General features: G+C 41.2%; 19 protein-coding genes. 13 read left to right on the plus strand and 6 right to left on the minus strand.

Annotation, left to right across the window (positions count from 1 at the left end; all coding sequences use genetic code 11):
• Positions 1-113 precede the first annotated feature (113 nt).
• The gene (gene prmC, locus FM107_RS12630) at positions 114-977 is read right to left on the minus strand and encodes a peptide chain release factor N(5)-glutamine methyltransferase (protein WP_086948870.1); all 864 of its coding nucleotides are present in this window, start codon (positions 975-977) and stop codon (positions 114-116) included.
• 64 nt (positions 978-1,041) lie between these two features.
• Between prmC and ribD the strand changes: the two genes are divergently transcribed.
• On the plus strand, positions 1,042-2,100 hold the full coding sequence (ribD, locus tag FM107_RS12635; RefSeq protein WP_086948871.1) for a bifunctional diaminohydroxyphosphoribosylaminopyrimidine deaminase/5-amino-6-(5-phosphoribosylamino)uracil reductase RibD: 1,059 nt from the start codon (positions 1,042-1,044) through the stop codon (positions 2,098-2,100).
• On the opposite strand, the gene FM107_RS12640 is transcribed toward ribD, so the two are convergent.
• On the minus strand, positions 2,097-2,477 hold the full coding sequence (locus tag FM107_RS12640) for a hypothetical protein (protein WP_086948872.1): 381 nt from the start codon (positions 2,475-2,477) through the stop codon (positions 2,097-2,099). The two genes, ribD and FM107_RS12640, sit on opposite strands and share 4 nt — an antisense overlap.
• 757 nt (positions 2,478-3,234) lie before the next feature.
• On the opposite strand from FM107_RS12640, the gene FM107_RS12645 reads away from it, so the two are divergent.
• From FM107_RS12645 to FM107_RS12655, 3 genes are all read left to right on the plus strand, one after another.
• Positions 3,235-6,468, plus strand: coding sequence for a TonB-dependent receptor (locus FM107_RS12645; RefSeq protein ID WP_256959516.1), 3,234 nt, complete (start codon positions 3,235-3,237; stop codon positions 6,466-6,468).
• A 12-nt stretch (positions 6,469-6,480) separates the two neighbouring features.
• Entirely contained in the window at positions 6,481-8,352 is a 1,872-nt protein-coding gene (locus FM107_RS12650) for a RagB/SusD family nutrient uptake outer membrane protein (protein ID WP_086948873.1), read from the plus strand.
• Positions 8,353-8,942: 590 nt separating this feature from the next.
• Positions 8,943-9,731, plus strand: coding sequence for an SDR family oxidoreductase (locus FM107_RS12655; RefSeq protein ID WP_086948874.1), 789 nt, complete (start codon positions 8,943-8,945; stop codon positions 9,729-9,731).
• Positions 9,732-9,778: 47 nt separating this feature from the next.
• Here FM107_RS12655 and FM107_RS12660 read toward each other — a convergent pair whose 3' ends face one another.
• Entirely contained in the window at positions 9,779-10,654 is an 876-nt protein-coding gene (locus tag FM107_RS12660; RefSeq protein ID WP_086948875.1) for a PPK2 family polyphosphate kinase, read from the minus strand.
• A gap of 382 nt (positions 10,655-11,036) precedes the next feature.
• Entirely contained in the window at positions 11,037-11,690 is a 654-nt protein-coding gene (locus FM107_RS12665) for an ankyrin repeat domain-containing protein (RefSeq protein WP_086948876.1), read from the minus strand.
• A gap of 504 nt (positions 11,691-12,194) precedes the next feature.
• Between FM107_RS12665 and FM107_RS12670 the strand changes: the two genes are divergently transcribed.
• The 9 genes from FM107_RS12670 to FM107_RS19370 all read left to right on the plus strand — a co-directional run bounded on the left by FM107_RS12670 (position 12,195) and on the right by FM107_RS19370 (position 18,885).
• Positions 12,195-12,761 (plus strand): UbiX family flavin prenyltransferase, encoded by a 567-nt coding sequence (locus tag FM107_RS12670; RefSeq protein WP_218778977.1) that lies wholly within the window; start codon positions 12,195-12,197, stop codon positions 12,759-12,761.
• Positions 12,762-12,970: 209 nt separating this feature from the next.
• Entirely contained in the window at positions 12,971-14,239 is a 1,269-nt protein-coding gene (locus FM107_RS12675; RefSeq protein ID WP_086948951.1) for a dihydroorotase family protein, read from the plus strand.
• A gap of 3 nt (positions 14,240-14,242) precedes the next feature.
• A complete protein-coding gene (locus tag FM107_RS12680) occupies positions 14,243-14,911 on the plus strand; it encodes a hypothetical protein (RefSeq protein WP_086948877.1) in 669 nt (222 codons plus the stop codon).
• Positions 14,912-14,915: 4 nt separating this feature from the next.
• Positions 14,916-15,548 carry a DUF4199 domain-containing protein gene (locus tag FM107_RS12685; RefSeq protein ID WP_086948878.1) on the plus strand — a complete coding sequence of 211 codons (633 nt, stop codon included), beginning with the start codon at positions 14,916-14,918 and terminating at the stop codon, positions 15,546-15,548.
• A gap of 59 nt (positions 15,549-15,607) precedes the next feature.
• Positions 15,608-16,555 (plus strand): glycosyltransferase family 2 protein, encoded by a 948-nt coding sequence (locus FM107_RS12690; protein WP_086948879.1) that lies wholly within the window; start codon positions 15,608-15,610, stop codon positions 16,553-16,555.
• Position 16,556: 1 nt separating this feature from the next.
• Positions 16,557-17,552 carry a glycosyltransferase gene (locus tag FM107_RS12695; protein ID WP_086948880.1) on the plus strand — a complete coding sequence of 332 codons (996 nt, stop codon included), beginning with the start codon at positions 16,557-16,559 and terminating at the stop codon, positions 17,550-17,552.
• A 59-nt stretch (positions 17,553-17,611) separates the two neighbouring features.
• Entirely contained in the window at positions 17,612-17,878 is a 267-nt protein-coding gene (locus FM107_RS12700; protein WP_086948881.1) for a hypothetical protein, read from the plus strand.
• Complete coding sequence (locus FM107_RS12705; RefSeq protein ID WP_086948882.1) at positions 17,871-18,644, plus strand: MBL fold metallo-hydrolase; 774 nt, start codon at positions 17,871-17,873, stop codon at positions 18,642-18,644. The genes FM107_RS12700 and FM107_RS12705 overlap by 8 nt, the downstream gene beginning before the upstream one ends.
• Before the next feature lie 88 nt (positions 18,645-18,732).
• Positions 18,733-18,885 (plus strand): lmo0937 family membrane protein, encoded by a 153-nt coding sequence (locus tag FM107_RS19370; RefSeq protein ID WP_143559484.1) that lies wholly within the window; start codon positions 18,733-18,735, stop codon positions 18,883-18,885.
• A 14-nt stretch (positions 18,886-18,899) separates the two neighbouring features.
• Here the strand turns inward: FM107_RS19370 and FM107_RS12710 are convergent, their stop codons facing one another.
• Both FM107_RS12710 and FM107_RS12715 read right to left on the minus strand, forming a co-directional pair.
• On the minus strand, positions 18,900-19,586 hold the full coding sequence (locus FM107_RS12710; RefSeq protein ID WP_179204478.1) for a 2-C-methyl-D-erythritol 4-phosphate cytidylyltransferase: 687 nt from the start codon (positions 19,584-19,586) through the stop codon (positions 18,900-18,902).
• 25 nt (positions 19,587-19,611) lie between these two features.
• Positions 19,612-22,647 carry an AAA family ATPase gene (locus FM107_RS12715; RefSeq protein WP_086948884.1) on the minus strand — a complete coding sequence of 1,012 codons (3,036 nt, stop codon included), beginning with the start codon at positions 22,645-22,647 and terminating at the stop codon, positions 19,612-19,614.
• Position 22,648 lies beyond the last annotated feature (1 nt).

Below are 22,648 nucleotides of genomic sequence, written 5' to 3' on the forward strand. Positions count from 1 at the left end.
TGTTTGGAGTGATGCAAAGGTAGAAAAATAGTTGATTTATGCCAAATCTAACGAGCTTTTTTTGTTTATTTCTTTTTAAATAGTTGTTTCTCAGTTAAAAAAAAGCAATCCAATTATATGCTAGCTTTGATCATACGGTTGACTTGGTTTATATCTTTACGAATTTCTATTTCTTTGTACCCTTTTTTTCGTAATAAGTCAGCCGTTTCGGCCGCTAAGTACTGGTTGATCTCACAGTATAGGTGACCAGGGGAATTTAAATGGCTTTTTCCGAAGTCTGCGATTGCACTATAAAAAAGTAACGGAAAATGATCTTCGACAAATAGTGCCGAATGAGGTTCAAATTGCAATACGTTTTTATGCATTTTCAATTGTTCTTTTGGTGTAATGTACGGTGGATTGCTGACGATAATGTCGAGGTTCATTCCATCGGAGAGTGCCATTTCCCACTCCAAAATATCGGCTTCAATGAACTCAACTTGGGGCGCGAGCCTTTGGGCATTTATGCGTGCAATTTTTAATGCTTCTTTAGAAATATCGAGGCCGGTCAGGTCGGCATTTTCTAGTTTTCTTTTTAAGGAAATTGCGATACAACCGCTTCCAGTTCCGATATCTAGAATCGTTAAACGCTTTTGTTGGTTTCTGACGTTATCTTTGATTATCCAATCTACTAATTCTTCAGTTTCTTGTCTTGGAATTAACGTATGTTCGTTTACAATAAACGCGTTACCGTAAAATTCTGCTTGGCCAAGAATATATTGGATCGGACGACCTGAACAAAGCTCTTCAAGGGTATTCATATATTTTTCATATACAGTAGGAGGTAAGTTCGCACTTTTTTCTAGCGCATAGTGCACGGCCGGCTTACCAGTGACGAATTGATATGTCATCAGACAAAGTTGACGAATTTCACCTTGGTCATATAAATGGTCAAGGTGTTGTTCAAATAAACTTACGACCTCCTTAAGATTTCCCATAATGCAAACTTACAAAAGGATATCACACTTTCTAAATTGATCAATTAAATAGTAGCTTTGTAATATGGATTACGAGGAAAGGTATATGCGACGCTGTCTAGATTTAGCAGTTCTTGGTGCTGGTAGTGTGAGTCCTAATCCGATGGTAGGAGCAGTCGTTGTTTATGACCGTCGTGTAATCGGCGAAGGCTTTACTTCGCCATATGGAGGACCACATGCGGAAGTAAATGCGGTGAACGCTGTGCTGGAAAAATATGGCGAGAGCGAGTCTAGAAAGCTCTTTAAACTTTCAACGATATACGTAAGCTTAGAGCCTTGTTCGCATCAAGGAAAAACACCACCATGTGCGGATATGTTAATCGACTACGGTTTTCAGAAAGTTGTTATTGGTTGCTTAGACCCTTTCATAAGTGTAAATGGGAGGGGATTGGAAAAACTTCATTTGGCAGGAATTGAGACCAAGGTTGGGGTTTTAGGGAAGCAATGCGAGTTTATTAACCGGCGGTTTTTCACACATATCAAACAGCAACGTCCCTTCGTGATTTTAAAATGGGCAGAGACGGCCGACGGGTATTTTGCGCCTTTGCATAATAGTCAACACTGGATAAGTAATGCCGCTAGTAAGCAGCTTTCACATAAATGGCGCAGCGAGGAAGATAGTATTTTAATAGGAACGTCCACAGCACTTAACGATAATCCTTCCCTCACCACGCGAGAGTGGAAAGGGAAAAATCCTAGACGTATCTTAATCGATAAAGATTTGAAAGTGCCTGCATCGGCTGCGGTATTGGACAGGTCGGCCGAGACCATCGTATTTAATGCGATTGAGTCAGACTGGCGCACTAATATAAAACGGATCGCTTTAGAAAATTTTGAATTTTATCTACCACAAACCATATTGTATCAATTGTATCTTATGGATATTCAGTCGATTATTATTGAAGGCGGAATTCAAACGCTTCAGTCTTTTATTGATGTGGACTTGTGGGACGAAGCGCGGGTCTTTGTGTCCCAGCAGCATTGGGGTGAGGGCAGAAAATCACCTTCTTTCCAAGGTGGCAATGTCATGAAATACAAAGTTGGAAATGATATGCTTCGACTATATTATAATGAGAGGTACTAATGTAACTTCGGACTGTCAAGTAAATCACACACATAGCCTAGAACTTCATGTTCCGTATGCCCATCTTCTAACATTGAAAACGTTAGGTATGCCGCGTATATTTCAGCGCTAAAAGTTACATGTTTATCTTCGATAACGCGATCGATAAAGTCTTCGTTGACTTCTATTCCAATGTGTTGAAGTTCATTGCGCAAATTAGTTGAAATCGAACAGTGCTCTTCACCAGAGGCAAAAGCTGCAATTATGTGTAGGATTAATGTATCTAATACATCCTCTTGTATGGTAGATGCCTTTTCGCCATATTCGGAAATATCAATTCTTTGTTTAGCACTATTGACGATCTTATCCCAAATAAGGAACTCTGTTTTAGTGTGCATAATTGTAGAAGTTTATATTGTAGACTAAAAATAGGAAAAATCAATCGATAATAAAAACTCTTGTAATTTTTAAAATTTTCGAGAAGTTTATTCATGTTGAGTTATTCAGGCCATCTTTTTGGGAAATTAGCATACTTTATCCGGTCAGTATTGGTATAAAGAACGTGGCTAGGAGCGACTGGAATTTGAGTAGATTGTCAGATTACGCATTAAAAATTCATGGAATTTAAATTTTAAATATCATTTATAATGAGCAAGTTAAACCGGTTTGAATGGTACATTGTTACTGTTTTTCTTAAAATAACTGTCTGACTAACAATTAATTGCAATTGGTGCTTTGAAAAAGTTAGTTTGGATTGCGATAAATCCATACCTTTAAGCTACAACTATAAACTAAAACTTAACTCAATTTAAACACGACACTATGCAACACTATGCCTATTTACAACAAAAAGTATGGATCAAACCTTTTGTTCTTGAAATGAAATAAGCGTCTCGACGATCAATTATCATTTCTGTGAACTTATGGAGCTAACCGAAAATTGATTTTTCCATTGTTAATTATATAATTTTTTCCTTTTAAGGATCGTAGTCAAAGCACATGTGCTGTTGAGACGAATTTGCACCGCCCGGTATTTACCGGAGTGGGGTGCTATGATATTCTGAAATACGAATTATTTACCATGTACACAATGATTTCAATTAGTAGTGAAACCTAAATTTGAACTATCAATTTCAACTTAATAAATTAAAACTTATGCTTAACAAACGAAACTACAAGAAGGACCTGAAACGGTTCTTGTGGATGGGAGGATCCGTGTTCGCCTGTTTGAGCTATTCGTTTACGCCTGTAAATGGATTTGCACACGAACAAAACAGTAAAGTTCCAATCACCCTAAATCAAGAGAAAGTTACAGTAAAAGGAATTGTCACGAGCCAAGCTTCAGGTGATGTAATTTCTGGAGTAACGGTTTCTGTTGTTGGACAGACGATCGCCACAACTACGGATAATCGCGGCTACTACGAACTGAAAGACGTGCCGGCTTCATCGCAGATTTCCTATGATATGATTGGTATGCAGTCCGTTCGAGAAGATTTGGCCGGACGCACTAATATCGACGTAATGTTAATCGATGTCAACTCCAACATCGAAGAAGTCGTCGTCGTTGGTTACGGTACGCAGAAGCGTGAGACGGTCACGGGATCTGTAGTTGCTGTTAAAGGCGAGGAGCTCCGGAAATCACCAGCGCTGAACGTTTCGAACGCAATTGCCGGGCGTGTTCCTGGCGTGATAGCAACCAACGGGAGTGCGGAACCCGGGAATGACGGATCGAGTATAAAAATTCGTGGAACCAATACCCTTGGCGACAGCTCTCCTTTAGTGGTGATCGATGGTATTCCAGCACGAGAAGGAGGAATTGACCGTATTAATCCGGCTGATATTGAGAATATTTCGATCCTTAAAGATGCGTCGGCAGCCATTTATGGAGCGCGTGCCGCAAATGGCGTAATTTTAGTTACAACCAAGCGCGGTAAAACCGGTAAACCGAAGTTATCGTACAATTTTAATTTAGGCTTTTCGCAGCCTACAGTGATACCAGAATTGGCCGATGCGATGCAGTACGCAGAAATGCGTAATGAACTTGAAATTTATAAACTACCCGTAGCCGAATGGCAAGGCGCATTCGACGGTTTTAACTCCACAGGGAGTTACGATAGAGAAAATGGGACAGTTCTCAATGCGCCATTCACACCTGGAGATATTGAAACGTTTGCCAATGGATCTGATCCCTGGGGGCATCCCAATACCGATTGGTACGACGATGCCCTAAAAAACTGGTCGCCTCAACAGAAGCATAACTTGCAAATTGATGGTGGTACCGAGGATATGCAATATTTGTTGTCTTTAGGTTATCAGGATCAAGATGCATTTTATAAAAATTCGGCAACAGGATACAGTCAGTATGATTTTAGAATTAATCTAGATGCTAAAATTAGCCCGTATATTAAAACGCAATTTGGTGTGCTTGGCCGTCAAGAAGATCGGGAATACCCGACAAAGCCAGCATCGACTATATTTCGTATGTTAATGCGTGGTAATCCTACAATGCCCGCATTTTGGCCAAATGGGAAACCGGGACCTGATATTGAAAACGGCGAAAATCCTGTTGTGATTACTACAAATCAAACGGGTTATGATCGCGATAAGCGTTATTACCTCCAAACAAACGGGCAAGTCGATATTACCAATCCATGGGTAGAGGGTTTAAAACTATCGTTAAACGCATCGGTTGATAAATATATTAAAAAAACGAAAAGGTGGGAAATTCCCTGGTATTTATATACTTGGCAGGATGAATATGAAGCCGATGGAACGACACCTAAATTGGTTGAAGGTGTCCGAGGACCTGCGGACCCGCGCTTGACGCAAACTGATGAAGATCAATTGAACATATTGATGGGGGCAGTTTTGAGTTACGATAAAACGATTAACGATCACACGCTGAATCTATTAGCGGGTGTGAACCGAGAAACGATTCGCAACGACAATTTGTCCGCCTATCGACGTTATTTTATCTCCCAGAATATAGACTACATGTTTGCTGGAGGTGATTTAGAGAAAGATAATGATGGAGGAGCCTGGGAGCGAGCACGATTGAACTATTTTGGTCGTATGGGTTACAATTATAAACAAAAATATATTGCAGAGTTCCTTTGGAGGTATGACGGATCATATATGTTTCCCGACGATTCTAGGTATGGTTTTTTCCCAGGTGTGATGCTCGGTTACATGGTGTCTAATGAGGATTATTGGAAAGAAAACGTTCCTTTTATCAATTATTTTAAGATCCGCGCGTCCTATGGACAAATGGGGAACGACAATGTTTACTATGATGATGAACTTCAGGAATACCAGTATTTCTTGACCTATGGTTTCGGTAGCTATATTATCGGCGGTAATGAAGAAAAAACGTTGAGTGAACTGCGGGTGCCGAATGAATTTATCACCTGGGAGGTAGCGAATAACTACAATTTAGGTTTTGACTTCCAGTTTTTCGATGGTAAAATGAATGCGGAAATTGATTTTTTCAAAAATAGTCGTAAGAGTATATTATGGAGGAGAAATGCTTCGGTTCCCCAAAGTACAGGTATGAGTCTACCTTCTGAGAATATAGGTAAGGTCGATAACTCCGGTTGGGAATTTAATGTGGGATGGCAAGATAAGGTAGGCGAAGTTGGCTACCGGGTTTCGGTTAATGGTGGTTACGCCAAGAATAAAATTATTTTCTGGGATGAAGCGCCAGGTGCACCAGAGTGGCAAACGAGTACCGGTAATGCAATTAACGCGGAACTTTATTACGTTTATGACGGTGTTTTTCGCGATCAAGCCGAAATTGATGCCAATACTATCGACTATACCGATGTCACGGGAAATTTGCGCCCAGGTGATATGAAATATCAAGATTACGATGGAGATGGAAAAATTACAGCAGATGACCGCGTACGTCGTGATAAAAATACGGAACCAACCTTCCAGGGAGGTTTTAGTTTAGGTTTAAATTACAAGAACTTTGACTTGAGTATCTTATTTCAAGGTGCCACCGGAGGCGAACTTCGGGTAGCAACGGATGAATCTGGTGCAATTGGTAACTACCTAATCGATTTCTATGAAAACCGTTGGACGGTTGATAATCCGAGCAGTGAGCACCCACGCATTACCGATAGAAGTGATCAATATTATTCAAACAATAATACATATTGGTTGCGTAGCACGGACTACCTTCGTTTAAAAAATGTGGAGTTAGGTTATAACCTTCCATCGAGTATCTTAGAGAAGGCAAAAATAAGTAACCTACGTATATTCGTAAGCGGGATGAATTTGTTGACCTGGAGTAAAAATAAAGCTTATGATCCGGAATCAACCAACCAGTTAGGCCAATATTATCCGCAGTCCCGGTTGATCAATGGCGGGGTGATGGTTTCATTTTAACGATTTTAAAGTATGAAAAATTTTAAATATTTATTATTTATTGGGTTGATTACCGGTGGGTTATCTTCTTGTAATGACGATTTTGTCAGCACAAAGCCGCTTGAAGAGGTGCCTGCTGAAGATGTCTGGGCCGACGGCCCGTTAGCACAGGCTTTTGTTTTTGAAATTTATAATGGATTTGGTGTCGGTGGTTTTGAGGAGCAGCAGCTTGCTTCGATGTCTGATGAATCGCTATTTACTCATCCAGGTCGCGGAATTAATACGGTAAATGAAGGTCGCGCAAATGCTGCCGACCAAGGGTACATTATGCCGACCTATGAATATGGAGCAATGTATACTAGGATTCGGGCGACGAACGTAGCCATACAAAAGCTTCAAGCACCGGAATTTGACGACCCGGCTTTGGCGTCTCGATTATTAGGTGAAGCCTATTTCCTTAGGGGGTATTTTTATCAACAGCTGGTTCGATTGTATGGGGCGGTACCGTTGGTGGATGTCGTATATGAATTAGGAGAGGACGACTATACTTTGGCGAGAAATACGTATGAAGAATGTATCGCCTTTATCGTCGACGATTGCGACTCGGCAGCACTTCTGTTAGCCGGAGTGGAAACCGTCGACGGTCGAGCTAGTGATGTGGCTGCATTAGCGCTTAAAGCGAGAACATTAACTTATGCAGCAAGCGATCTACATGACGTACCGACGGCTAAAGCGAAGTCGGCAGTTATTTCAGGTTTTTCTAATCCCGAGTTTCTTGGGTACGTGTCGGGAAATCGAGCAGAACGATGGGAACGAGCAAAAGCCGCAAGTAAGGCCGTGCTAGAACATGCAGAGCACGCGTATAAGCTAGACCTTTCGGCCCCTGTTTCAGCGGAGGAAGGGCAGGCAAACTACCGGTCTATCGCGATGGGAGGAGGAAGTAAAGTGGCAGATGTAGCCGGAAAGCAAGATTTGATATTAGGTCGTTTTTTTGTTGATTTAAAAGACGAGCGTGGCGGCTGGGTTGGTCGCGACAACGGGCCGAATGGTTACCACAATTGGTCGGGGAATACGCCGACGCAGTTGCTCGTGGACGACTACGAGATGATTGACGGTAGCAAGTTCGACTGGAGTGTCGTTGCACACAAGTCGGCGCCCTACGAAAAACGCGACCCACGGTTTTATGCCTCGATTTTACACGATGGCGCTGATTGGAAGCCGCGGGCTGCAGATGTTTCCGGCCGTGATCCTTACGATCAAATTCAAACAGGTCAGTACCAGGTTATCAGCGGAGGTAAAAAAATCAATCAACCAGGGCTCGATACAAGAAATGGTCCGGTGGAAGACTGGAACGGTTCGTATACAGGGTATTACTACAGTAAATTTGTCGATTCTGACCCCGCTATCGAAGATCAAAACACACGGCAAAGCATTCCATGGCCAATTTTGCGGTACACGGAAGCCGTGCTCAATTATGTTGAAGCGTGCATCGAGTTAGGTGAGGAAGCAGAAGCAATTTCGTGGCTTAATAAGATTCGTTTCCGTTCCGGTATGCCAAAGGTTACCGATTCGGGAGCTAAGTTAAAGGAACGTTATCGAAATGAGCGCCGCGTGGAACTCGCTTACGAGGAACACCGTTACTTCGATGCCCGCAGGTGGATGATCGCAGAAGAAACCTTGGGTCGCAAGGTTACCCTAATTCGAATTCAGGGGACATTGAAACCAGGCAAATCAGTTACGCTTTATAAGTATGATAAAAGCAATTACGATTATACCTATACGGTTGGTACGATTGATCCAGGAATTGAAAATAGAGTCTGGAACGACAAGATGTATTTTACACCGTTAAATCGTGATGAAATAAATAGGAATACGAAACTTGTGCAAAACCCAGGTTATCAATAGGTACGTTTTTCTATAAGCAAATGCAGGCGGGAGTTTCTAGAAATTAGAAGCTTCCGTTCTTTATATGCCGCATATTGCAAGCACAATCGGTAAAGCCAGATTCCTTTAGGGTGGGGATATAAGGCTTATTTCTTTTATTTGCTATACGCTTGCGGCCTTAAGGAAAGTAGAGGGTGGAGAGGAAATTTAAAGGGGAAAAGTATAGCAATAACCGTTTTAATATATAATTCGTATAGGGTATTGACTGGTTCTCGATCTTCTAATACACTTAAAAGTCTAAGATAACAAACATTTAAATTTAGCCTGGTTGTATGCAGCAATAGCCCCACCCTTAGTTAAAGTTTATAATATCTAATAGCCTTATGCTCTCTTTTTAAATAGAATATAAACACCTTAATTATTGGTTAATATATTTTAGCGTATTTTTAATAAAACTAGTAAATATAAATTTCACAACTGTTCTGCTATATGATAATTGCAAAACGGTTTCCCTTTTCTACTCATACTGTATGCATGTCATAAAGTAGGTGATCTGATTAAATTGGGATTATGCTCGAAAAATCGAGATAAATTAAAACGTAGATAACATTATGAATATAACATTGGAAGGACGAATAGCCCTCGTGGGAGGGAGTAGCGATGGCATTGGATTTGCAATTGCACAGGTGCTTGCTGAATGTGGAGCGAAAGTCGTGCTGATGGCGCGAAATGAACAAAAATTACAATCGGCGGTATCGAAGCTATCTGTGCAGAGCGGGCAATCGCATAGTTTTATTGTGACAGATTTTAATAATCATCAGCTACATAAACAAACACTTAGAACTTATTTTGAAAACCACAGCGTTGATATTTTAGTCAATAATACCAATGGACCGGTTGCTGGAGATATGTTTTCGAAATCTGAATTAGATTATCAATTAGCATTTGATTTACTGTTTCAAAATGCCGTATATACTACTAATTTGGCGGTAAGCTCGATGCGTGAGAAAGGTTTCGGCAGAATTATTAATGTTTCTTCGATGACGGTGAAGGAACCGAGCGATACCCTTGTGTTATCGAACACCATGCGCACGGCGCTAGTGAGTTGGACCAAATCGCTATCCAACGCGGTGGGAAGGCACGGGATAACGGTGAACTCCGTGTTAACGGGCTTTTTCGATACAGGACGGTTGAATAGTTTAATGCGTCTGCAAGCGGAGAACTCGGGCGTGGCATTTGAAAAAGTTAAAGAAAGTCGTATTGGAGATATTCCCGTGGGACGACTCGGGGAACCCAGAGAGTACGGCGCCCTTGTAGCATTTCTAGCATCTCCCTATGCTGATTTTCTCACAGGAACAGCTATCCCATTGGACGGGGGTGCGGGCATCGCTGCATTTTAAGTTAGATAAATATCCCTCTCAAATTGAAGTGATATTTATTGCTGATTTTAATCATTTTCGAGTTGCTTTTTGTAGGACTTCAGTTGATCCTGAATATCATTGTCCAATTCCGGGTATTTGATATCTTTATAACTTGAGAGTACCTCCCATAGGATTTTCGCCACAAGATACCGGGAGATATCTTTATCGTCAGAGGGAATGATATACCAAGGTGCTTTATTTTTACTTGTTTTCTGAATCGCCTGCTGGTAAAAATCCATGTATTGGCTCCAAAGCTTCCGCTCTTTAAGATCTCCAGGGGAAAATTTCCAGTTGTGCTTTTCTTTTTCAATTCTTCGCAATAGCCGTTCTTTTTGCTCTTCTTTGCTTATGTTTAAGAAAAATTTAAAAACGATCATCTTGTTTTCGGTAAGATGTTTTTCAAAATTATTAATCTGTTCGTATCGCTTTACCCAAAAATTGTCCGGTATATTCTTGATCTCTTCAATGCCGGGAATATTCTCATTTAATAAATATTCGGGGTGCACACGTGTGACGAGTACATTCTCGTAATGCGTACGGTTGAAAACACCAAACTTACCTTTGGCTGGAAGGTTTATATAATGGCGCCAGAGATAATCGTGCTGCAATTCGAGTGTTGTGGGGGTCTTGAAGCTTTTGACCTCTACACCACGTGCATTGAATTCCTCAAATACTTCGCGTATTAAACTGTCTTTTCCCGCGGTATCCATGCCCTGCAAACAAATTAAAACGTTATATCGATTGTGTGCGTACATCACATCTTGCAGCTTCGCCAATTTTTTTCTTAAGTCTTTTAGTTCCTGCTTGGCAAAGGTTGGGTCAATTTCGCGGCTTATATCTGTCGGAAAAGATTGGAGGAGGAACGACCGTTTTGCTTTAAATTTTTTCGAATATTTATTCATGCGAGTTTCAATATAGGTTATTGCGTGTATAGTCGGTAATCGTCAGTACAACCGGTGTTTTAAGTTAAATATACGTATTCATACCGAGAAATTGTGTTTATTTAATGAGACTTTAGATGCCACCATCGGCGGAGCTATATTTCAGTTGACCAGGCGGCGTAATGTATATTATATATTTCCACCAGCGCGAGGGAAGCGGTAGGCCGCGGGCATGGGCTTGCGAAACCACTAAAAAAAATAGTAATCAGCGCGCTCCGGTCGGTGAAGCCTGACGGACTATTTGGATGGTGCGACAGTACTATGGTGACTATTCGCTTCGCGTAGGTTTTAAAGGGACGTGCCGTTAGTTTCGTGGGACGGTTGTTTTCAGCATCGACCGTATCTATACCGGCTTGAGTATATCCGCAATCTCTTTGAAACCTTTTTCCATTGCCAGGTCAGCCGCTGCGGCACCCTGATCCGTTTTTATGGTGATGTCAGCCCCCATTTCTAAGAGCAATATGATCAGATCAATGTTTCCTTGCTGCGCAGCAATGTGTAGTGGGGTGATGCGAGCATTTTGAACGATGTTAACTTCTGCCCCTGCCTCGATGAGCATCTTACTGATGTTATCAAATTTCCCGGTTAGGGCAGTGTGTAATGGGTAAACATGGAAACCGTTTTGCGAACATATATTCGGGTCGGCATGTTTTGTTAATAGTATCCGAACAACTGCTTCTTGTCCAAAATGCGAGGCAATACCAAGAGGAGTAAAACCGTGAGAAGAGATTTCATCGATTATTTCTGGTTTCTGTTGAACCATCAATTCCACTTGATCCTCTATACCGATCGCACAGGCTTCGTGGATGGTGATGGTTGTCAAATGTTTTAAGATCGTCTTAATGACCTGGTCTTTATGGTAATAACAGGCTAACAATAACGGAGAAATTTCATGACTCGTGTTTTCACGTAAAAGGGACGAATCTGTTCTAAGCAATATTTCTAAATCGTGGTGGTTCCCCGTTTCTATGTACTCTTCAATCTTGTATAAACTCATCGTGTATTATTTGACGATTACGAATAAACAAAAAAGATACGAAAAATCGGCGTGTTGTGAGAAACTTTACTTGTTTATTAACATTTTTCGGGCGGCGAATAGGTGTTCTGCTGTGATAGACTCCTTAAACCAATTATAGATTCATCATTTACTCAACACGCGCACGTTGATTTATACGCCGCTATGCCCAAAACTAGCGGGCGGTAAGGATGCTAGTCTCGCGAAAAATGTGTTTTTACGAGTGCGACCTTTTTTATCTGGACGCGCCACGCGCTTGCTACCGAAGAATAGAATTAAGCCGTTTATTTTTATATTCACTCGGTTTTTTGGGCTTTGGGCATGCGTAGTTATTGTGCTACAAGTTATCAGAAAAGCTATTTTGGTTTTGTAGATGATAAAGTAAAGGGTATTTTTGTAGTGCCCTCCCCAAGGGCATGTTTTTCATAGGTAGATGTAGGGTCGGATATTTATATTCGACCCTTTTTTGTTAGCTTTGTTTTGAATATGATCCAAAAGAAAAAAGTTATTATCGCTATCACGGGAGCGAGTGGTTCAATTTATGCAAAAGTATTGTTAGATAAGCTAACTAAGCTACATAAACAGGTATCTCACGTTGGTATTGTGATGTCCGATAACGCGAAAGATGTTTGGAAGTTTGAATTAGGTAATTCCAGTTTCGATAGTTACCCCTTCGAATTTTACAGTAAGCAAGATTTTATGGCTCCCTTTGCTTCTGGATCTGCAAATTATGACACGATGATTGTCTGCCCATGTTCGATGGGTACTTTAGCACGTATTGCCCATGGAATATCGTCTGATTTGACGACCCGGGCAGCTGATGTCATTTTGAAAGAACGTAGGAAGCTTGTATTACTTACGCGAGAAACGCCCTTGAGCTCGATACATATTCAAAATATGAGTTTAGTTACACAAGCTGGAGGTATTATTTGTCCTGCGAGTCCATCATTTTATAGTCAGCCAAAAACAATGGAGGAGCTTGTAGCTTCTGTGATTGATCGTGTGTTTTCGCTGTGTGATATCCACGTGGACAGTTATACTTGGGGGGGGTAATATGAAAAACATCGTTTTAAGAAAGGGCGCTATCAAATTATTTTGTACATTTGTTTTTCAATGAAACAGATCGCAGACTTGAATGCACTCAGGCCACATTTCATTGGTTTTCTACCGAAAGAAATCAGCTTTTTTCCTGCCTTGAGCCGGATTTACCTTCTATTTTGTTTTACCTATCCCCTCATATACATTTTTGAATAATGAAATCTATGAATAATATTTTAATTTCCTCTGCAACGCTTGTATTGCCTGGTCATACTCAAAATGGGAAGATCGTCGATATTTTAGTTGAAAACGGAAATATTAGTCGGATAGACGGTAAAATACAACGTGAGGCTACAAACGTTCATTTGATTGATGCAAAGGGTTGTACGCTTGCTCCCGGCTTCTTTGATCTGCACGCTAATTTCGGCGAACCGGGATTAGAAACGAAAGAGGATATTTCAACGGGTACAGCCGCCGCCGCCGCTGGAGGCTATACTGCTGTAGCGGTATTTCCTAATACCAATCCACCTGTCCATAGCCGTTCAGAAGTTTCACTTATTGTGAATACAGCGAAAGGCAATTTGGTTGATGTTTACCCTGTTGGCGCGATAAGCCGCAAAACTGAGGGGAAGGAACTCGCTGAACTTTATGATATGCAATCCGTTGGTGCGATAGCATTCAGCGATGGAAACCACAGTGTTCAACAGGCCGGCCTTATGGGACGCGCGTTACTGTATGCAAAGGGCTTCGGCGGTTTAATAATTGCATTTGCGGAGGATGATTCCATTGCAGCGGGCAACCAAATGAATGAAGGCGACGTAAGTACATATTTAGGAATGAAGGGAACGCCTAATTTGGCGGAAGCATTGATGATCTCGCGTGATTTATTCTTGGCTGAATATAATGATGCGCCAATACATTTTACCAGTGTATCAACGTTCGAGGCGGTAGAATTAATTAAACGAGCTAAATCTAAGGGAATCAAAGTTACTTGCGATGTGGCGGCGCATAATTTAGTATACACCGATCAGGAAGTAGTAGGGTTTGATAGTCATTATAAGGTGTCTCCACCTTTACGGACCAAAAAGGACGTGAAAATGTTAATTAAAGGCTTAAAAGAGGGCACGATCGATGCGGTCGTGTCCCAGCATACGCCGCATGAGATTGAATTTAAGAATGTAGAATTTCAAATCGCGAAAAACGGTATAATAGGCCTACAAACTACCTTGCCATTTCTTGTGAAAGCGGGGTTGACCGATCAAGAGATTGTGCAGAAGCTGTCTATCGGCCCTCGTCAAGTGGTCGGAAAGCAAGTGCCAAGTTTTGAAATTGGCAGTGCTGCTAACTTGGTTCTTTTCGATAGAAATCAGGAATGGATGTACGACACGAACAATAATAAATCAAAATGCGCAAATAGCCCCGCTTTTGGAGAGAATTTACTTGGTAAAGTTCGCGCAGTCATTAATCATGGCCAATTGGTCGAAAACTTATAAATTATGGAAGTAAAAGTAAAAAAAGCACTTTTATCTGGGATTAACGCTTATGCATACTCAGAAAACACGGATGCAAATGAAATCATTTCAGAATTAACAAAGGCATTCGATCAGGAAGTACCTTTTATGGAAAAAGTGGCTCTACTCGATGCGACATTGGATGATCACCAAAAATTTGAAGAATTGCGCGAGGTCATTTTTGATCTTTTGATGGTGAATTTCTTTGCTCAAGATGTGCAAAAGCTGGAGGAAGATTACCTAGATTCTCCCGAGTGGGAAGCAATCGAAGAAGAAACAATTGATCGAGGGACCGAACTGTTAAATATATTTTTATATCTTAGAGAATGCGCGGATGACGAAGTGGAACCGTCCTTAGACGACTATCTTAAAGAGTTCTTACTGATCGAAGAGGATGAATTTCAAGATGAATACGCGATTTATGAACAAGTCATTGCCAATCAAATATTGGTTGACAGCTCCTATGGAGAGATTAGTAAAGTTGCGAACGGTTTGTCCTTTCAGGACGATCTGAAAGAATTGTTTTATCCGATGGTTGCATTTTTCAGTGAATTAGATCCATCTGAACAGCAGGTTGCCGAATTTAAGACAGCGTCTCCAAATCCGTCTTTTGACACCGCTATATACCAAATTATTGTAAACTTTAATAAATAAAAAGATGAGTCAAGACTTTAACGGATCATTTCCTAGCCAAGAAGTAAAGACCGAAGGTATTAAATATGGTGTTTACCTAGGAATAATTGCACTGGTATTAACTATTGTTTCGCTGTATGTATTGATGAATAGTGCTGATTTTAAGCTTAGCTCTATGATTAGTGGCGGGGTAACGATTGTAATTATGATCGGGCTCTCGGCTTATTTTTCGATATTGTTACGGAGAATTGCTGGAGGTTTTTGGACTTTCAGTCAAGCTTTAAAGGGAATATATGTAATGCTTGCCATTGCGGTCATAATTTCTGGATTGGGGGGAGCTATATTTAATCTCGTGGATCCTGAGCCGCAACAAATTATTTTCGATAAGACAATAAATATGACTATCGAAACGATGGAAGGTCTTGGGGTTGATGAAGATATAATTGACAGTCAAGTTGCGGAACTAGAACAAGCGCGAGATACATCGAGAGGCTTTTCAATTGGGCAAACGTTACAAAGTCTTGCCATCAGTTTAATCATGTATTTTGTCTTTGCGCTAGTTTTAGCGGCTATCCTTAAACGCGAACGTCCAGCGTTCTTGAATGTGCCTAATACGCCGGACCAAGATGCTGATGATATAGCGCAAGTGAATAGTTAGGTCCACGTACAAGACATAAGTAGGGTATATCTGAACGAGTGCCCTTTTTTTTATTTCATATGAATATATCAGTTGTCATTCCATTATTTAATGAGGAAGAATCTTTACCGGAATTGGTGGAGTGGATCCGCCAGGTCATGCGGAGTAATGCATATACCTACGAGATAATCCTGATCGATGACGGTAGTAACGATTCTTCGTGGGAGGTTATCGAGCGACTGAAGCTCGAACATCCCGAAATTTCGGCGATAAAGTTTCGTCGGAACTATGGTAAATCGGCTGCGTTAAATGTAGGCTTTGCAGCTGCCGAGGGGGAGGTGATCATTACAATGGATGCCGATTTGCAAGATAGTCCAGATGAAATACCTGAATTATATCAACGGATTATCGGGGGGGCGGATTTAGTGTCCGGCTGGAAGCAGAAGCGCTACGATCCAATTACGAAAACAATACCTACAAAGCTCTTTAATGCAGTCACCAGAAGTATGTCGGGCATTCATAATTTACATGATTTCAACTGCGGCCTAAAAGCTTATCGTAATTCGGTCGTAAAAAGTGTTGAGGTTTATGGAGAAATGCATCGTTATATCCCAGTACTTGCTAAATGGGCGGGATTCACGAATATCCAAGAACAAGTAGTACAGCATTATCCGAGGAAATACGGAACGACTAAGTTTGGTGCGGGACGATTCATCAAAGGTTTTTTAGACCTTTTATCGATTTTTTTCGTTGGAAAATTCGGGAAGCGTCCTATGCATTTTTTTGGAACTATCGGTGTATTGAGTTTTATTGTAGGTTTTGTTATTACCATATATTTAATTGCCGAGAAGCTCCTGAGTATTGCTCAGGGGACCGTCTATAGAAATGTTACCGACCAACCTTTATTCTTTTTATCGCTTGCGGCTATATTGATTGGTACACAATTATTTTTAACGGGCTTTATCGCGGAGTTGGTTTCTCGGAATGCTTCTGAACGTAATAAATATCATATAGAGAAGGTCCTTTAAGATGTTTTTCTCGATTATTGTACCCCTGTATAACAGACCGCAAGAAATTGACGAAATGCTTGATTCGTTGACTAAACAGCACTATTCGAATTTTGAAGTGATTGTTATCGAAGACGGCTCCACGATTCCTGCTAAAGAGATTGTCGAGGGTTATAAAGGCAGACTCGATGTCCATTACTATAGCAAACAAAATCAAGGCCAAGGTTTTGCCAGGAACGATGGTTTTGCGCGAGCAAAAGGGGATTGGTTCATCGTTTTTGACTCCGATATTATTGTTCCTTCGGAATATCTGCAGCACGTTGCCCGCGGCATAAATAATCAAAATATTGATGCATTTGGCGGACCCGATGCGGCGCATGAGTCGTTTAGTGCCACACAGAAGGCAATTTCTTATTCGATGACCAGTCCGTTCACCACGGGCGGAATTCGAGGGAATAAGGCGCATATCGGTGCTTTTCATCCGCGAAGTTTTAATATGGGTATTTCGCGTGCTGTGTATGAGCAAACAGGAGGATTCCGGTTTTCCCGGCGTTCGGAAGATATCGAATTTAGCATAAGGATGATCGAGCAAGGTTTTCGCGTAGAGCTTATTGCCGATGCGTTTGTTTACCATAAGCGTAGATCCACTTTTGGACAGTTTTTTCGCCAGGCACAGTCTTTTGGCAAGGGACGAATCGATATTTATAAAGTGTTCCCGAATGAACTCAAGTGGGTACATGCCTTACCTGCGTTTTTTGTTATCGGATTGGTCTTGTTGCTTGTCTGTTTAGCTTTACATTTGGCATGTGAAGGCGAACATGCTTTATTTTCCTTCTTGAGCTGTTTGGGAGGAAGTTTGCTATTGCTTTATACCGTGCTACTTTTTTTACATGCTTTAGGTAAGACGAAGCGTATAAAGATCGCCGGACTATCGGTCGCTGCCGCATATATCCAACTTTGCGCATACGGATTGGGATTCATTGAGAATTATGTGGAGAAAGTAGTGTTGAAAAATTAGCATACATCGCCGCTAATAAAGTAAATAAAGTTTTATATTTTGTCTGAAAATTTGCAAACGTGATAGCATTTACACAACATAATTTAGGGAAAATTGAAGATCTTTTTTCAGATTTAGGATATCGGGTACGTTACGAAAAGGGTTCATTTCGAACGGGTGCGTGTGTACTCCAAAATACGAAAGTGATCGTTGTTAATCGATTCTCTAACCTCGAGATTCGTATTCAATCATTAATTCAATTACTGCTGGAAATGGTTATCGACGTCAGTCAGTTAGAGGATAAGAAGAAGGAGTTCTATAAGTCTTTAAAAAAACTAAATGCCTAATTTAAAAATTACGTTTTTGGGAACAGGGACGTCACAGGGCGTGCCAGTTATAGCGTGCGATTGTGCAGTATGTGTATCAGAGGAAACGAAGGATAGACGTTTGCGAACTTCGATTTTAATCAGCTATGAGGATGTGAATATCGTTGTCGATACGGGGCCGGACTTTCGGTACCAGATGCTTCGTGCGAATGTGAAACACCTTGAGGCGGTACTAGTAACCCACTCACATAAAGATCATATAGCGGGGATGGATGATGTACGTGCATTTAACTATCAACAACAAGATTCTATTCCAATTTATGGTACCCCGGCGACTCATGCCGCCTTAGAACGAGAGTTTTACTACGCCTTCGCGGAGCACAAATACCCGGGGGTTCCGCGTTTGGAACTACGAGAAATTTCAAAAGGAGAGCCTTTCCTCATCGGCGGGCTAAGTATTATGCCACTTGAGGTGCTCCACTACAAAATGCCCGTGACGGGTTTTCGCATCGGTGATTTTGCATATATCACCGATGCTAAGACAATAGAACCGGCGTCAAAATTACTGTTAAAGGGTGTTCAGGTCTTGGTGGTTAATGCACTTCAAGAAGAGCCCCATATTTCCCATTTTACTCGCGAAGAGGCGGTCGCATTTTCACAAGAAATCGGCGCGCGAACAACTTACCTGACCCATATTAGTCACCGTTTTGGAAAGCACGAAGAAATTCAAGAAAGGCTTCCCGACGGCATTTTTGTCGCTTACGACGGTTTGATACTTGATGTTTAACTAAAAATCCAAAAGATGTAAAACATTTTCTCATCAATGGCTGTTGTTTTATTAGAGATTAATGAATAATATATCAATTTGAAAAGTTATGGGAAATATTCTTTATTTAGTAGCAGTTATTTTAGTGATAATTTGGGCTGTAAGTTTTTTTGGCGGATTTGCGACGGGTGGTATCATTCACGTTTTGTTAGTAATCGCTGTTATAGCTATTCTCTTACGAGTTATACGTGGAAGCGTTTAACGGATACAACATTTTTAAGACAAAAATAATTGGGCTATTTGAATGTCTTCGGGGTATGTAATCTTAATGTTCTTACGGTCTCCCGGAATTAGATAAATCGGATAGCCCAATTTTTCTACCACAGAAGCATCATCGGTAAATTGAACCGATTCATGCTGTTCAAATGCATCGCTTAATAAATCTCCTCTAAACGTTTGAGGCGTCTGTACCTGCCAGACGATGTTTCGATCGACCATTTCGTTTGACTCCGTGGTTCCTTTGCGAATCGAGTTCACGCTTGTGACTGCTAGTACCGTTGCACCTACGCGTTCTGTTGTTGTATAGCAAGTGTCGATTAGGCGACCTTTTATCAGGGGACGGGCAGCGTCATGAATCGCGATATAGACGTCCTCCATTTTATTCAATTCGATTTTTTGAATTTCTTGCAGTCCATTTTTAACACTTTGAAACCGACTATCTCCACCGAAGGTCACCCGATGAGGCACTTTAAAATTATATACCTCACAGAGCTCGCGCCAGGTGTTTTCCATCAATCTATGAAGCACCACGATGATGGAGGGTTTGCTAGTGGCATTATTGAATTGCTCGATAGTATGCATCAGTATCGGCTTTCCATTGAGATTGTGGAACTGTTTAGGCATCTCGCTCCCCATACGCGTTCCTGTTCCTCCCGCTACAATGATTGCATACCTTTTTTTCATACTCGAAGTTATCATTTTTTTTCCGCTAGCCGTAATTAACCTGACTGCCTTTGTCGGCATCGTTGATCACCGTTATTGACGAACTTATTTTTTCCTTCAACGCATCAACGTGCGAAATGATCCCCACGATCCGATTTTCGCGCTGTAGGTACTGCAGTGTTTCGAATACGATATTTATGCTTTCAGCATCTTGCGTTCCGAACCCCTCGTCGATGAAAAAGAAGTTTTTGTCTGCTTTGTTTAACGATTGAATATTTTCAGCGAGCGCCAGCGCAAGACAGAGGGAGGCTTGGAAACTTTGGCCTCCAGAAAGTGTCTTGACAGACCTGCGATGTCCGTCATTTAGAAAGTCTACGACTTCAAATTCATTCTGATCGTTTATGGTAAGGCTCAAGCCGTTTCGCGTCAGTCGGTGGAATCGTTGGTTAGCAATTTCGCAAAGTCGCTGCAGGTGTATACTGGAGACGAAATTTACAAAACCGGAACCACGAAATAGATTTTCGAGTGTCGTTAAGTTACTTTTGCGGGTGTTTAGCTTTTCGTAATTTTCTAATAGTTTTTCCTTTTTTGAAAACTCCGTCTGAAGGCGAAGGTTTTCTCTATCTAAGGCCGTTGTTAAGCCGATTTGCAGTTCGAGTTCTTGTCTTTTGAGAATCAACAATTCGGATTGCTCGTGAAAATTGATTTCATCGAAATCGTCGGCTTGTATGCGCATAGCTAGATCGGAAATTTGCGACCGTAATACGCCGATATTGAGATTAAACTCTTGTATTTTTTTTCGTAATGAGGGAACTTCCAAGTTTTTTTGCAATGTTTGCTGTACTTCGATGATGTCATTATATTTATGTTCTTTGAGAAGGCTCGAAATCTCCGCTTGTTTGCCGTTGAGCGTCTGCGAGAGCGATTGGAATTGCTCTTTAGAAGCATTCCTTTCCGCGTTGATCGTCGCAAATTCCGTTCTTAGCTGCTGTAAAGATTCCGACAGGTCTTTATAGCTCGAGTCTATTGTTTGTATTTTTTCGTATAACTGATTTCTTGCGGCCGTGATTGCGGTTGCAGTTTCAGTCTTGTAATCATCTTTATCTAGAAGCCGGAGTTGATTTTGGTGTTGTACAATAATACTCTCGGAAATAGCGATGCTTTGCTGAATCTCTTGTAACGTAGTTTGATACTTATCAACACGTATTTTTACAGTCTGCAGGTTCGTACGAGCTTGTTTTAACGCATTATCGGCTATTTTAATTTTACTTTCCGACTGTTGGTTTTCTTTTTTGTAATTTAAAAACTCCTTTTGGTCGTCTTTGGAGAAATTGGTCCAAACGAATAAGCTTTTGTGGGCATCTTGCTGCCGCCGTATGTCTGCTATTACGGTTTCTATCTGATTTTGCTGTGCCACTTTCTCATGGTAACGTGCATTTAGACTAGCGAACTTTTGGGAACGCATTTTCAAGTTATAAATCTGGCCTTCTATTTCTTGTTTTGCGCTGTTTAGTCTACTCTCGCGTGCAAGAAGATCACTTTTCACCATTGGATGCGGATGCTCTAAAGCACCGCATAAAGGACATGGGGTGCCCGAGGAAAGGTTGTCTGCAAATTCAACCAGCTTTGCCTGTACCCGAAGGTGTGTTTCGTCGTGTCGCAAGTGATTACGTTTCTCTTCTAGCGCTTTTTCATGCTCGTCTATCTTCGCTTCCCATGTGTCCAGCGTAAATCCTTGTCGCCGGAACTCCTCGTTGATTTCTGACTTTTCTTTGGTAAGCTTATGGAGCTGCTCGGAGAGTTCTTGTTGCTTTTTTTGGTAGTTGTCGTTTTGTTGATACCACGATTCTAAATTAAGAAGTATCGTCGTATCGAGTTTATTAGCCTTTAGGTCTTCGAGTTCTTTTTCTTTTTTACCGACATCGTTTAAAATTTCCAGCTCCTCTTTGTGCGCGTCTTCTAAGTGAGGCTTGCCTTCGTTCAGCCTTTTCACATTGGTGGAATACACAATTTTATTCTCTGCTATAAGGGAAAGGTGCTTTAAATCTTCGGCTTGCGTCCTGAACTGTTCAATTTGCGCATACTGCGCGGCCGTATTTTTCCACTGCTCTTCGGTTTGTTCAAGCCGCTCCAGCACCATATGTTTTTTATTGTCGAGCCCTTCTATTTTATGCGTTAGATGCTCCTTGTCTTTATTTAAGGTATGTGTATGATTTAAGAGTTCACGGAACGCTTGGCTAGTTGTGACGTAGATTTCTAGTTCATTTTCCAACTGCTGGACTTTCGACTCTTCGGAAACAAATTGTTCGAGCGATTTCGTTTTTTGTTCAAGGTCTGCTCGGTATTTTTTGGCTTGGGATAAACGGGCGATTTCCGCTTCAAGAAAGGTATGCTCCGATTTTATAGTTTGCAATGCATTTTGTGCATCGACGAGTTCGGTCTGTTTGCTTTGTAAGGTTTCCACACTAACCTCCTCAAAGCCTGATAATGTACCTTTTAGTACGTCCAGGTGCATGGTGTTTTTTCGTTGTAGTGCAATTACCTTTTGGCCTAAATCGAAACGGTTTAAATTGAATATTTCCTTCATCATCTCTGAGCGATCTTTGCCACGGAGTTCTAGGAACTCTTTAAATTGTCCCTGTGGAATGATGATCGTACGACGGAAATTGGAATACGTTAAGTTGGTGATTTGTGATCCGTCTGCTGAGGTTAATGGAACCCACTGCTCGTCTATCCATTGATAGGCCGTACGTTCAAGTGTCGTGGTGTCTTCAAATTTTTTGCGGCGACGCCACTGTGCAACAAATCGATATTTATTACCCTGGAAATTTAAAAAGTCAAAAGCGATACAGGCAGCATTTGACTTTAAGTTCAACATGTTATACGTTCGTTTTTCTTGCTTGTTCAACCGTTCTGTTTCCCCGTAGAGCACAAAACCGATAGCTTCAAGGATAGATGATTTTCCGGACCCCACCTTACCAAATATTCCGAATAGACCGGTCTGTGTTAAGGTGGTGAAGTCAATCTCTTGCTTCTGTTGGTAGGAGTATAATCCTTCAATACTAAGATATAATGGTAACAAA

This window comes from Sphingobacterium sp. JB170 (assembly GCF_900163865.1).
Classification (GTDB): domain Bacteria; phylum Bacteroidota; class Bacteroidia; order Sphingobacteriales; family Sphingobacteriaceae; genus Sphingobacterium.

Bases quoted from the DNA above. Each gene is read 5' to 3' on its own strand.
- prmC (WP_086948870.1), bottom strand. From the start codon at position 977: ATGGGAAATCTTAAGGAGGTCGTAAGTTTATTTGAACAACACCTTGAC.
- ribD (WP_086948871.1), top strand. From the start codon at position 1,042: ATGGATTACGAGGAAAGGTATATGCGACGCTGTCTAGATTTAGCAGTT.
- FM107_RS12640 (WP_086948872.1), bottom strand. From the start codon at position 2,477: ATGCACACTAAAACAGAGTTCCTTATTTGGGATAAGATCGTCAATAGT.
- FM107_RS12645 (WP_256959516.1), top strand. From the start codon at position 3,235: ATGCTTAACAAACGAAACTACAAGAAGGACCTGAAACGGTTCTTGTGG.
- FM107_RS12650 (WP_086948873.1), top strand. From the start codon at position 6,481: ATGAAAAATTTTAAATATTTATTATTTATTGGGTTGATTACCGGTGGG.
- FM107_RS12655 (WP_086948874.1), top strand. From the start codon at position 8,943: ATGAATATAACATTGGAAGGACGAATAGCCCTCGTGGGAGGGAGTAGC.
- FM107_RS12660 (WP_086948875.1), bottom strand. From the start codon at position 10,654: ATGAATAAATATTCGAAAAAATTTAAAGCAAAACGGTCGTTCCTCCTC.
- FM107_RS12665 (WP_086948876.1), bottom strand. From the start codon at position 11,690: ATGAGTTTATACAAGATTGAAGAGTACATAGAAACGGGGAACCACCAC.
- FM107_RS12670 (WP_218778977.1), top strand. From the start codon at position 12,195: ATGATCCAAAAGAAAAAAGTTATTATCGCTATCACGGGAGCGAGTGGT.
- FM107_RS12675 (WP_086948951.1), top strand. From the start codon at position 12,971: ATGAATAATATTTTAATTTCCTCTGCAACGCTTGTATTGCCTGGTCAT.
- FM107_RS12680 (WP_086948877.1), top strand. From the start codon at position 14,243: ATGGAAGTAAAAGTAAAAAAAGCACTTTTATCTGGGATTAACGCTTAT.
- FM107_RS12685 (WP_086948878.1), top strand. From the start codon at position 14,916: ATGAGTCAAGACTTTAACGGATCATTTCCTAGCCAAGAAGTAAAGACC.
- FM107_RS12690 (WP_086948879.1), top strand. From the start codon at position 15,608: ATGAATATATCAGTTGTCATTCCATTATTTAATGAGGAAGAATCTTTA.
- FM107_RS12695 (WP_086948880.1), top strand. From the start codon at position 16,557: ATGTTTTTCTCGATTATTGTACCCCTGTATAACAGACCGCAAGAAATT.
- FM107_RS12705 (WP_086948882.1), top strand. From the start codon at position 17,871: ATGCCTAATTTAAAAATTACGTTTTTGGGAACAGGGACGTCACAGGGC.
- FM107_RS19370 (WP_143559484.1), top strand. From the start codon at position 18,733: ATGGGAAATATTCTTTATTTAGTAGCAGTTATTTTAGTGATAATTTGG.
- FM107_RS12710 (WP_179204478.1), bottom strand. From the start codon at position 19,586: ATGAAAAAAAGGTATGCAATCATTGTAGCGGGAGGAACAGGAACGCGT.